Here is a 12,412-nt window from a genome sequence, read left to right as displayed (position 1 = left end):
AAAATTTGAATATGAAAAATAGATTAAGATATATATGGCTTGCAATTGCAGCAACAGCTGTGGTAAGCCACGCAAATGCACAATGGACAGGACCGAAGAGCAAGCCTACAAAAGAAGTTGAAGTTAAATATGGAACCTTAACACCACCACACCGTACCGATGCCGATATGGAAGCCTTTCGCAGTTATGGTTTAGGGCAGTTTATCCACTGGGGAATTTATTCTATTGCGGGTAACGAATGGAACGGGGTAAGCGCAAGGGGTGGTGCAGCAGCATCAGAATGGATCCGTTCATGGAATGGGCCTACAGCGCCAAAAGATTGGACTAAAACTTACGATAACCTGTACAAGCAGTTTAACCCGAAAAATTTCGATGCCAAACGCTGGGCTAAACAAGCTAAGGATATGGGCGCAAAATATGTAATTTTTACCACCAAACACCATGATGGCTTTGCACTTTGGCCAACCAAATATTCTGATTATAATATTTCTGCATCGCCATATAAAAAAGATATCGTAAAACAGATTGTTGATGCCTATACCGCCGAAGGCATTGATGTGTATCTCTATTTCTCTATTTTAGAATGGAACAACCCAAATTATATGGGTAAAGCGCCAAAAACAGACGAAGAAAAAGAAAAATTTGGTAAATTTTTAACTTATACCCGAAACCAGCTTTTAGAGCAGCTGGATAACTATCCTAAAATTAAGGGTTTCTGGTTTGATGGTACCTGGGATGCCTCGTGGAAAAGTGCCTATGAGTTTACCTATAATCTAGAAAAAGAACTGCGTGAAAAACATCCTGGATTAATTATCGGATCACGTTTCCGTAACGATGAACACGGCTCGCGGCATTTCGATTCGAATGGTAATATTTTAGGTGATTACGAACAAGGCTGGGAGCGTAAACTACCAGCAGAATTTGAATGGTTGAACGGTAACGATTGGGATGCAGTAATGACTATCCCACCAAACGGTTGGGTTATATGAAAGATTGGTCAGGAATTTATACCAAAACTACCGATGATTTATTGGATATGTTGATGCATTCGGTATCAATGAACGGCAATTTTGTGTTAAACTTTGGCCCTGATGGAAATGGCAATATGCATCCCGAAGAAGATAAAATTGCAAAGGAAATTGGTGAATGGATGAAACAGAATGCAGAAGCTGTTTATGGAGTACGTCATGCGGCATTAACACCTTCAAAATTGGGCTATTTCACACAGAAAGCTGATAATTTATACTTAACTATATTTAATAGGCCAGTAAATAACATTGTACGCATTGCAGTACCAAAAAATGCGAAGCAAGTTCCGGGTATGGCTGCTCTTTTGATCAATAGCAAAAATCTGGAATTAAAACAATCAGACATCGGATTGGATCTGGATAAAAATACCTATTACGACGTAATACTGCCAAAAGATTTTCAGTCAAACAAAGCATTTGTAATTAAAATGAAACTGGTAGCGCCAAAAGCAAAGGCCGCAAAGTTAATGGATGCTAAAATGTAGCCTGAATGAACGGTTATTTCCTTAAATTTTTAATTAAGTATGATTTAAAATAAACCGTTCGGTAGTAAACTATCAAACCAGGCTTTGCAATAAATTGAAGCAATGGCCGAAAGGGGATAAACCAGGTTTTGATAGGAAGATATAAATGTAAACGACAAGGTAATGAGTAGGTTGATTAGTACCCGAATTTTACCGTCTATACTAAGCGTACTTTAGACTGGTTATCTGATTTTGCGCCTGGTAAATACATTTATTTGGTTAGTTAATGATTGCGTAGCGATGGATGTTTCTACGCAATCTTAAATTTAACCTAATCGGAATATATTAATGCCACAATTTATCAAACAAGTAAGTCTTAAGCTTGAGTTATTTGCATAAATCACCGGTGCAAAAGCAAATTAGTTTGACTTTGGTCAGATGCATTTAATATTGAATTTAAACTGCACTGTAACTTTAACAATTTCATAACGCTAGCTAACTATCTTACTAATAACATCGGTTCATCTTTGTTAAAAGACCCTAACCAAATTATAGGATAATTTAAGCACAATGATATGAGACTGATTTCTTGCGTAGCGTTATTAATGGTTATACCAGCAGTGGGACTTTTAACCAAAGCAAATAAATTTATTGACGAAAAAAGATCTGAAACCCCAGTGCATGAACACATTGTGAATGATTCAGCTTCATTTAAATTGTTTAATCATGTTGGTACGGCTGCTAGGTTTGAGGGTGCACCTGTTGTATTTGCAACTGATTATCGGCAGAGTTTTTTTAAGCCTATATATCTCCACTCAGCCCCCTTATTTACAATTAATAAAATAAAGTAGCCCAGCCTTTAATGAAACTTTAATAAAATAAGAATAGAAGATTGTTATTAAAAGGCGTCTTGATTAGTTCACTTGGTCATAATTTATTAGGCATTGATTAGGTACTCAGCTCCTGTGGTGTCAGATATTTCTATCTGACACTTTGTTTAATCCTTTATTCCAGTTTCTAGAATGGTTCTCACTGCCAGATGGTAACATCTGGCAGCACGTTTAAGCTCGAAACTCCAAACTACTTACCTTCCCACCAGGCTAAAGGAAACTTTATTTCATCAACAGAGCTAGCAACCATATCGGGTTTAAAAGCATAGTGACCTAAGCGATCTTTGCTTGATATGCCCGAAAGTACCAAAATGGTTTTATATCCCATCTGAACGCCTCCTTGTATATCAGTTTCCATAGTATCGCCAATAACAGTAGTTTCACTGGTTTCCAATCCTAGAAATTTGCGTGCCGAACGCATCATCACCGGACTTGGTTTGCCTGTAACAAATGCTTTTCTGCCGGTTGCTTCCTCTATCATTGCGGTGGTTGCTGCTATACCCAGGTTATTCCATCCTGGTTTTTTTGGCGATGGATCTCTGTTTGTGGTGATAAATTTAGCTCCCGCAAGAATCATATCAACAGCGCGCTGCACCATTTCGAGTGTAAAGTTTCTACCTTCTCCCAATACTACAAATTCCGGATCGGTGTTCACCAAAGTAATACCATAATCGTGCAAACTGCTTAATAAACCACCTTCTCCCAATACATAAGCGGTACCATTTGGGCTTTGATCGGAAAGGAATTTTCCGGTAGCCATTGCACTGGTGTATACGTGGCTTTCTTCTACTTTTATACCAAGTCCTTTTAGTTTCCGAACTACCTCTAAAGCCGTTCTCTGACTGTTGTTGGTCATAAATGCAAAAGGAATATCTTCATCAATTAAGTTTTTAATGAATTTATCAGCACCAAATATCAATTCTTCCCCACTATAAATCACCCCATCCATATCTATTAATAATCCTTGTTTCATATATTTTGTAGATTTAATCTGTTTATGTACAAACTTAATATTTTCTTGTTCAATCAACATTAAATTATAGGTTTTGAACTTTCAAAGTTAGGTAATTCTGCTTCTTTCAAGAGCCTGTTTTATTTAACAGAAACTTAATATAACGGCTGTAGCGTTGCCATGTTTAACATCGTATCCTTTATAAAAACTAAATGATGAAAAACGCTTTCAAAACAACCGCTATTCTTTTAATTACGTTAGCAACACTGTTCGCCTGTAAAAAGAAAACTGAAGATCCAATGGATTTTGTGGTTGATAATCAAAATTTAACCTCTTGTCCGCTGGGTACAACATGTCATTTTCAGTATGCAAATGATGCTTCGATGGACGGTAATTGGCTAAATGTAACAATCGGGCAGCACCGGATTTTCTGGGCAAGGCTATCGCAAGATTATAGTACAAGATGGATGTATTTTCAGGCTCCCATGAACGGGGATAAGTTTTTATTAAATGATGCAGACGTACAAGCCGGTAAGGTGAAATTTGTCTCTAGCTGCCCTACTTGTTATGGTATTGAACTTAAAGCATTAAGAGGGACGGTTAAAGGAATAAAAGTGGCTAAAAATAATGCTGAACATGAAAAATGGTTGTTAGAATCGAACATTGTTTTAACTGCAATAGGATCATCTGATGTGCCTTATGATACCATTTACGTTAAGCAGTATTATTATCCTGCAATACAATAGTTAACAGGCTTTAAATGTACATCGGTGCCATTTTTCGCCAATAATGGGGGCGATGCGCATTACTTTCCCAGGTGTGGAACTGATTGGGTACACCTTTTTCCCATAATAAGCTGCTAAGATGCTGGTTTCCGGTCAAAAATGGATCGGTTTCGCCTACCGCTAAAATAATTTCCATGTTTCTAACTGCCGATAATAACCGATCATCATTTAGGTTGGCTATATATTGGGCTGGCATATTAAAGTAAACCTCATCGTTGTGAAATCCGTTTAACAGATCCCTAAAATCGCCTATGTTATCAGTAAGGTCATATCTTCCACTAATACCAACTGTTTTTTTAAATAACCAAGGATACTTCATAGCCAGATTTATGGCATGATAAGCCCCCATGCTGCAGCCAGCGGTTTCTATATAATCGCCGTCATTTTTCTGATAAATAAGCGATAATACTTCTTCGAGGAGATATTTTTCATATTGTAAATGCCGGTCTATCCGTGCCGATGGAAATACCTCATCATTATAAAAACTTTCTCCATCTATACTATCTACACAGAAAATTTGAAGTTCACCATTTTCAATCTGTGTACTTAAAGAAGCTATAATTCCCCAGTTTTCGTAATCGTAAAATCTGGCCATACGGGTGGGGAAAAAGATAACTGCTCTTCCGGCATGGCCGAAAACCAATAGTTCCATATCCCGTTGAAGATTATGGCTGAACCATTTATGATATTCTCTGTTCATTAGCTTCAATTCTTTTGCGGAAAATTAAGGCATCAATGTTATCGGGATATTAATTAAGCGTAATGATTAACCTAATTTCTCTTTAACAGTACTTGCCCATAAACGATAACCTTCTTCACTGAGGTGAAGTCCGTCGTTATCGTAAAGCGCAGGGTTTGGGTTGCCTTCTTTGTTCAGCATTTTCTTAAAAACATCAATAAATTTCCAATGATTATTGAGTTTAATGATTTCGCTTTCGATGAGGTTATTGGTATATCTGAATTGATCGGCCATTTGCCAACGCGTAAGACTGGGTTTTAAGGAAATAAAATAACAAGGCAGTATGCCAAACCGTTGGTTAACCTTAACCATCAGCTGCTGGAAAAAAATAAATATCTCCTCTGGGTTTCTGCCATCGCCAAGGTCGTTATCGCCTGCATATACCACAAGTGCCTTCGGCCTATAGTCCATCATAATCCGCTCAAAAAACCATACACATGCTGCTAGTGTAGAGCCACCAAAGCCTAAATTGGTTACTTTCATGTAATCAAAATCATCTTCGAGACTATTCCACAACCGGATAGATGAGCTGCCATAGAAAATAACGCCAGGATGCTCGCGGTTTAAGCGATGCGCCCTTTCCAATTGTTTAACTTCTTCTTCGTACCAGTACATACCGCTAAAGATAAAAATATCTGCCTCTTGAAGAAATGTATTGTATGTTAAGTTTATGTTATTAGGTATTGGTTTATTGGTTCATTAGTCATTAGCTAATTGGTTATTTGTTCATGCGTATTGCTCAATTTTACGGGAACTAAAAAATAATGCCCTAAACTTCTTAATGATCAAAGAAAGCAAGGTTGAGGTTTTACACCATTAAGGCAATAAGAACATTAAGTTTGAATTATCGCCTTTAACATATAATCACTAAATTGTTTCAGGTTGCCCCATTTTTTTAAGAATGCGGTAATGGGAGCGAAGCGCCGCTAAGAAAGTGCTGTTTTCATGATAAGGCAATCCAAATTCCAGCGCGGTTTGTTTTACAATAGTTGAAATTCGACCATAATGTATATGGCAAATTTTAGGGAAAAGGTGATGTTCTATCTGTCGGTTTAACCCGCCAAGAAAGAATGCTGAGATTGGCGATTGGGTTGCAAAATTAGCTGTAGTACGCATTTGGTGTTCGGCCCAGGCTTCTTCCATATTACCTTCCGCATTGGTTATTGGAAAAGTTGTTCCTTCTACTACATGAGCCAGTTGAAAAACCAGTCCCATGGTTAAGCCTTGAGCCATGTGTAACACCACAAAACCGATTGCAACCTGCCACCAGGCAAGCGGCATAATCAGTATCGGTAAACCAATAAAAATAAAATAGTACAGAAACTTATAAAAAAAGAGGTTAAAGTATTCAACCTTCGGGTGCTTGTTCTTGCATGCACCCACACTTTTCTGGAAAAACTTTTTATAATCTTTACGAAACACCCAGGAAAGCGAAGCCAGGCTATATAAAGGGAAAGCATACCATTGCTGGAAACGCTGATGTGGTTTTAATTTATCCTCTGTACAAATTCGTATCAGGCCTGGTGCTACTTCAATATCTTCGTCATGGCCAGGAATATTGGTATAAGTGTGGTGTACCACATTGTGGGTAATGTTCCACACATACGGATTGGCCCCAACCATATTAAAAAGAAAACTGAAAAACGAGTTGATGCGTTTAGAACTCGAAAACGAACCGTGAATGGCATCATGGCAGATATTGAAACCAATAAAAGCACACACTGCACCAAGCAGAATAGTTAAACTTAACAGAATGGCGGTATGAAAAGAAGAAAGTAATATGGTTAAATAAAGTGCCAAAAATAAGATGAGGAAAAGGCAAGCTTTAGCCCACATCAGAAGATTGGCATTGATACTGATATTGTTTTCTTTAAAGTCGTTGTTTACTCTGCGGCGAACCTCCGCGTAAAATGTATTTCCCGGCAAACAAGGGAATTTTGCTTTTGATTTCATGATCTTGTGCGCTAATCTACCCCATGTACGAGGTCGATAACTCCAAGTTCATTAAGCTTTATGTATAGCCCGACTAATTAGCCTAGCTTAATTATAAACGTAAAATAATTCGTTTTAGTTTTCGACGAAGATAATAAATTAACTGTTGATGCAGCCGATAACCATGTTAAATTAAAAACATTTCGAGGCTTACAGCCAAAAAGGTGAAGGCATGCAAACTTGGCCTAACTACAATAGTTTGGAAATGAAAATCAATCAAAATACAGACTACTCGCTGTAGTTCCTCTTATTAGCAGCATAAATATGGTACCAAATGTACAGAATCCATATTAACACCACTGTGCTATAAACCAATTCGGGCTCAAATGAATCCCTTGTAGTTAATAACGCAATGGAGGAGATCAGGGCAGCCAGGAAGAAATAAAGAATATTTTTCATAACGTACTGATTTAATGAATGTTGGATTGAGTAAATATAATAAAATATCTCCTTAGTATCAATTGTTTGCAGAAATAAATTACCAGAATATGATAAAATAGCTTAATTATCTCTTTTATTTGATGTTTTATGTTCATTTATCTGTTTTTTAATGAGTTATGATCTTGATAACTGAAGATTCTAGCGTCAAAATGTTTGAATTTCAGTTTTGAGCTGAATTTAAATCAGGCTTCAAGTTAGAAGACGTTTGTGAAGCTGTTTTACTTTAAAATCAAGCGAAAAATTAATTTAAAATTGAGGATTATAATGCTGTTGATAGATTAAAAACAGGTAGTTTGTTTGGATTTGGTGAAAAATGGGATAATAAGTAGGTAGAACATCATAAAATTGTGGCATTGGGGGATTTATATTTTTTTGTAAGTTTACCCGACACAACCAACCAAGAAACAAGAACACACACAAATGATTAAATTTTCTTTAAGCTTAATTTCTTTTACACTAGTTTTTTTTGGATTAAAAAACTTTTTTAGCGAACCGAAGATACAACGCGTATCACCTCCCGAATTAACAATAACCAATTTTGCTGGACCAGATGTTACACCCAGCCCAGCCTGCTTGGCTGTAGCGCCAACGGGAGAAGTATATGTTGGTGTTGATATGATCGGCTCTTTAGGTAAAGATCCTGGTAAAGGACATATCCTTAAATTGATAGATAAGGATAACGATGGTAAAATGGACGAGCATGTAGATTTTGCCGAAGTGGATAATCCACGTGGTATTATTGTTCAAGGCAATCAGGTTTATGTATTACATACCACTTTTTCTAAAGAAACAAAACAGGCTACGGGCATGAATTTGGTTGTTTTCGAAGATAAAGATGGCGATGGAAAAGCCGATGGACCCGAAAAACCGCTTATTGAGCATATCAGTAACGCCAAATATATTCGCGAACGTGGTACCGATCATGCCACCAATGGTATAAGAATGGGAATTGATGGATGGATTTATATTTCTGTGGGAGATTTTGGATTCCATGATGCGGTAGATCGTTCAGGTAAAAAACTAACCATGTTAGGGGGCGGGATTATGCGTGTTCGTCCTGATGGAACTGAAATGGAAGTATATACACACGGTACACGTAATGTTTATGATGTAGCTATCGATCCTTACATGAATGTTTTTACAAGAGAAAACACCAATGACGGTGGCGGATGGAATGTTCGTTTCTCTCATCACATACAATCCGGCGAATATGGTTATCCGGTTTTATTTCAGAATTTTACCGATGAAATTATTCCGGCACTTGCCGATTTGGGTGGAGGCTCGGGTACTGGAGCATTATTTATGGATGAACCAAACTGGCCTGAACAATATAACCATGTACCAATGATGGCCGATTGGGGCAGAAGCATGCTTTATATTCATAGAGTAACTACAGATGGTCCAACTTTTACCCAGAAAGACGAAGAATTTATTAAACTACCGCAAATTACAGACCTTGATGTAGATGGCTCAGGAAGATTATATCTGTCGGCTTGGGATGGTGCAGGTTATTCGGGTAGCCCGAATAAAGGTTACGTTGTTCGTGCAGTACCAAACAATTGGACCTACAAAGCTTTTCCTGATGTTAAAAAAGCTTCAATTAAAAAACTAACTGAACTACTTAAATCGAATAGTGCAGTAGGCCGTTTAACTGCTTCGCAAGAATTGGTTTCACGCAATGATAAACAGGCCATTTCAGCGGCTTTAAAAGTTGCTTCAGACCAAAGCTTAGCACTCGATGTCCGTATAGCTGGCCTGTATACCTATGCACAGTTGACAAAAGAAAACGGTATTGCAACTTTAGTTGAATTTACCAAGGATAAAGCAATAAAGGAATTTGCTTTAAAAGCACTTGCTGATCGTAAAGCGAATATAGATAAAGTGCCGGTTGAGCCATTTTTAGAAGGTTTAAAAGATCCTTCTCCTCGTGTTCAGGCGGCTTCAATAATTGGCTTAAACCGTTTGGGCAGGGTAGAAGTTGCCAATGTGCTTTTACAAACCAAGGTGCCTGCTTCGTTTACAGCACCTGCAAAAGGTATTGAAGGACCTCATGCCACACCAAATTCAGCCATTATATTGCCGCACCTTGCTGTACGTGCTTTAGTTGAGCTTAACGCTGTTGATGCACTACTCTCGGCCCTTAAAACTGAAAACTCAACCCTTGCACTTTGGGCATTGCGTTACATGCATGATGAAAAAGTGGTCAATGGTTTAATTGCCAACTACAAAGAATCAACAGATGAGAAATTGAAACAGCAGATACTGGTTACCCTGGGCCGTCTATATAAAAAAGAAATTGCCTATGATGCTACCTGGTGGTGGGGTACACGCCCCGATTCACATGGTCCATATTTTAAGGCTGTTTCGTGGGAAGGTTCTCCTATTATTGAGAAATTCCTGAAAGAAGAAGCAACAAAAGCCGGGGCGAAGGGGAAACAGTTTTATGTTGATTTGAATGCACGCCAAAGGATGGATATTCCCGAATTTGCCGAAGAAGAAAAAGTAGCTGCAGCCGAAGAACCAAAAATCGATCTGGAGAAAATTAAAAACAAAAAAGGTCAGGTTGGTAAATCATCTATTGAAGATGTATTGTTGGCCATCAACAAATTACAGGGCGATCCCTTAAAAGGAAGAAACATCTTTAATAACCAGGGATGTATTGCCTGCCACAGCTTAAGCAAAACCGAAAAAATGAAAGGGCCGTTTATGGGGCAGATCGGTTCGATCATGAACCGCGAACAGATTGCAGAATCGATTTTAAAACCTAGTGCTTCTATCTCTCAGGGCTTTGCCACTGTAATGATTACAGCCAAAGGCGATCGTACCTATATGGGCTTTATAACAGAAGAAACAGCAGCCAAAGTGGTGGTTCGTAATATTGCAGGTGAAGTTTTTACTATTAAAGCAAGCGATATCTTATCAAGAAAAGAAATGGAAACTTCGATGATGCCTGAAGGCTTAGCTAATTCATTATCGTACGAAGAACTGGCTTCGTTAGTTTCTTTCTTATCCGAGCAGAAGAAATAGTTTCAAGTAGTTAAATTTGATAAGTATGGTACAGCCTATTAAAAAAAATCAGCTTGTCACAATTATATTTACCATTATAACCTTGTTTTGCTCAACGCTTGCAGTAGGGCAAAACAAGGAAATTGATTCTGCTTTTAAGATGCCTTTGCATCCAAGGTTATTGATAAGCCATGACCTTGAAAAACAGATCTTAGAAAATGTAAAGCGCGATACAAAGTTTAAACAGATCCACCAAGCCATACTATCCGAAGCAGATCATGTTTTAAACAAACAGGTATTGGAGCGGGTAATGATCGGTAAACGTTTGCTTAATGTATCAAGAGAAGCACTTAAACGGATTTATTATCTCTCTTATGCTTTTAGGCTTAGCCACGATAAAAAGTATGTAACCAGAGCAGAAAAAGAACTGCTTGTTGTATCTGGCTTTAAAGATTGGAACCCCAGTCATTTTCTTGATGTGGGTGAAATGACAATGGCTTTGTCAATAGGCTACGATTGGTTATATCAAGATTTACCACAATCAACCAGAAATATAGTTGCCCTTGCCATTCTCGAAAAAGGAATAAAGCCTTCAACAGACAATAAATATAATAACTGGTTAAATATTACCAATAACTGGAATCAGGTATGCAATGCGGGCATTTCATTTGGCGCAATCGCTACTTTTGAAGAACATCCGGCCTTATCGGCTAAACTTATTAACCGGGCAATAAAAAGTATAACCTTACCCATGAAACAATACGCTCCCGATGGTGCTTATCCCGAGGGCTATGGGTATTGGGAATATGGTACTACTTTTAATGTGATGTTTATTAGTGCATTAGAAAGTGTTTTTCATCAGGATTTTGACTTGAGCGCTCAACCTGGTTTCCTTAAAACAGCTGATTATCTGGATAATATGATGGCGCCATCGGGCAAGCCCTTTAACTATTCTGACTGTGGGGCCAATGCTGAATTTAACCCTGCACTTTTTTGGTTTGCATCAAAATTGAACGATCCTCGTTTACTCTGGATAACCCAAAAACAACTTGATGAGCAAATGCCATTAAAGAATAGGTTATTGCCATCTGCAATGATTTGGGGTGCAAAACTATCACTTAGTAATATTCAGCCTAAAAGTGCTAAATTTTGGATCGGAAATGGTCCAACTCCTGTTGCTTTGATGCGAAGTTCGTGGACAGATCCACTGGCTACTTTTGTGGGCTTTAAAGGTGGTTCGCCATCTGTTAGTCATGGCCATATGGATGTTGGGTCTTTCATCATGGAATCGCAAGGTGTACGCTGGGCAATGGATTTTGGGATGCAGGAATACGAATCTCTCGAATCAAAAGGTATTAACCTTTGGGACAGTAAACAAAATGCGCAGCGATGGAAAATATTCCGTTATAATAATTTTGCACACAATACCCTTTCAATTGATAGTACTTTGCAGAATGTTAAGGGAGATGCTGCTTTTATCAGGTATTCTGATAATAACCAGTTTATGAACGCAGTTGCCGATCTGAGTACCTTATATGCTGATAAACTAAAAAAATCGATAAGAGGCGTAGCCTTGGTTGATAAAAAAACGGTGCTGATTCGTGATGAAATAACGGTAGGAAATACGGATGTTACACTTCGGTGGTCGATGGTTACGCCTGCAACAGTGGAAATTATTAACGGACATACCATCGAATTGAGTTATAAAAACAAAAAATGTTATCTCACCGTGGATGCCGAAAGCAAAGTTAAAATGAAAACCTGGTCAACAGACCCAGTTACAGATTATGATGCTAAAAATCCGGGAACTTCTATTGTAGGATTCGAAGTAAGACTCAAAGCTGATAGTGAACAAGCTATATCCGTTTTTCTAGATGCCGAGAATCCACCACAAAAAAACTTTTCTGCTAAACCAATAGCCAGCTGGCCTAAAAAATAAATAAGGTTGGTAGCTGACATACTTCGCCACTAAGTTCTAGGGCTTAATTTTCTGATAATTCTCTTTAAAAGTACACTAATAAATATTTTATTGTTATTGTCGAGCAATTTTTGTCATAAAAATGCGCCAGTTGTTTTGGTTTAAAAAAACAAAACTTACATTTAGCGATTAAATCT

General features: G+C 37.9%; 9 protein-coding genes and 1 pseudogene. 5 read left to right on the top strand and 5 right to left on the bottom strand.

Annotated features, from left to right (window positions below; genetic code table 11):
• Positions 1 to 11: 11 nt before the first annotated feature.
• Together H9N25_RS10110 and H9N25_RS10105 are read left to right on the top strand one after the other, a co-directional pair.
• Positions 12 to 1,513: pseudogene (locus tag H9N25_RS10110) on the top strand (alpha-L-fucosidase).
• A gap of 554 nt (positions 1,514 to 2,067) precedes the next feature.
• Entirely contained in the window at positions 2,068 to 2,343 is a 276-nt protein-coding gene (locus H9N25_RS10105) for a hypothetical protein (RefSeq protein WP_190328783.1), read from the top strand.
• Positions 2,344 to 2,572: 229 nt separating this feature from the next.
• On the opposite strand, the gene H9N25_RS10100 is transcribed toward H9N25_RS10105, so the two are convergent.
• Entirely contained in the window at positions 2,573 to 3,415 is an 843-nt protein-coding gene (locus tag H9N25_RS10100; protein WP_223833698.1) for an HAD-IIA family hydrolase, read from the bottom strand.
• A gap of 131 nt (positions 3,416 to 3,546) precedes the next feature.
• Between H9N25_RS10100 and H9N25_RS10095 the strand changes: the two genes are divergently transcribed.
• Entirely contained in the window at positions 3,547 to 4,080 is a 534-nt protein-coding gene (locus tag H9N25_RS10095) for a hypothetical protein (protein WP_190328782.1), read from the top strand.
• Positions 4,081 to 4,090: 10 nt separating this feature from the next.
• Here H9N25_RS10095 and H9N25_RS10090 read toward each other — a convergent pair whose 3' ends face one another.
• The 4 genes from H9N25_RS10090 to H9N25_RS10075 form a co-directional block, all read right to left on the bottom strand.
• Positions 4,091 to 4,819 carry an esterase family protein gene (locus tag H9N25_RS10090; protein ID WP_167294578.1) on the bottom strand — a complete coding sequence of 243 codons (729 nt, stop codon included), beginning with the start codon at positions 4,817 to 4,819 and terminating at the stop codon, positions 4,091 to 4,093.
• Between the two features lie 66 nt (positions 4,820 to 4,885).
• Positions 4,886 to 5,473, bottom strand: a complete 588-nt coding sequence (locus H9N25_RS10085) for a GDSL-type esterase/lipase family protein (protein WP_190328781.1) — start codon at positions 5,471 to 5,473, stop codon at positions 4,886 to 4,888.
• A 252-nt stretch (positions 5,474 to 5,725) separates the two neighbouring features.
• The gene (locus tag H9N25_RS10080) at positions 5,726 to 6,811 is read right to left on the bottom strand and encodes a fatty acid desaturase family protein (protein ID WP_190328780.1); all 1,086 of its coding nucleotides are present in this window, start codon (positions 6,809 to 6,811) and stop codon (positions 5,726 to 5,728) included.
• A gap of 267 nt (positions 6,812 to 7,078) precedes the next feature.
• Positions 7,079 to 7,249, bottom strand: a complete 171-nt coding sequence (locus H9N25_RS10075; protein WP_167294575.1) for a hypothetical protein — start codon at positions 7,247 to 7,249, stop codon at positions 7,079 to 7,081.
• Between the two features lie 462 nt (positions 7,250 to 7,711).
• Between H9N25_RS10075 and H9N25_RS10070 the strand changes: the two genes are divergently transcribed.
• Together H9N25_RS10070 and H9N25_RS10065 are read left to right on the top strand one after the other, a co-directional pair.
• Complete coding sequence (locus H9N25_RS10070; RefSeq protein WP_167294574.1) at positions 7,712 to 10,318, top strand: DUF7133 domain-containing protein; 2,607 nt, start codon at positions 7,712 to 7,714, stop codon at positions 10,316 to 10,318.
• Between the two features lie 25 nt (positions 10,319 to 10,343).
• A complete protein-coding gene (locus tag H9N25_RS10065) occupies positions 10,344 to 12,236 on the top strand; it encodes a heparinase II/III domain-containing protein (protein WP_190328779.1) in 1,893 nt (630 codons plus the stop codon).
• Positions 12,237 to 12,412 lie beyond the last annotated feature (176 nt).

The sequence above is a fragment of the Pedobacter riviphilus genome (assembly GCF_014692875.1).
GTDB classification, from domain to species: Bacteria; Bacteroidota; Bacteroidia; order Sphingobacteriales; family Sphingobacteriaceae; genus Pedobacter; species Pedobacter riviphilus.
Note: the sequence above shows the minus strand (reverse complement) of the source record. Positions and strands in the feature narration are given on the sequence as shown.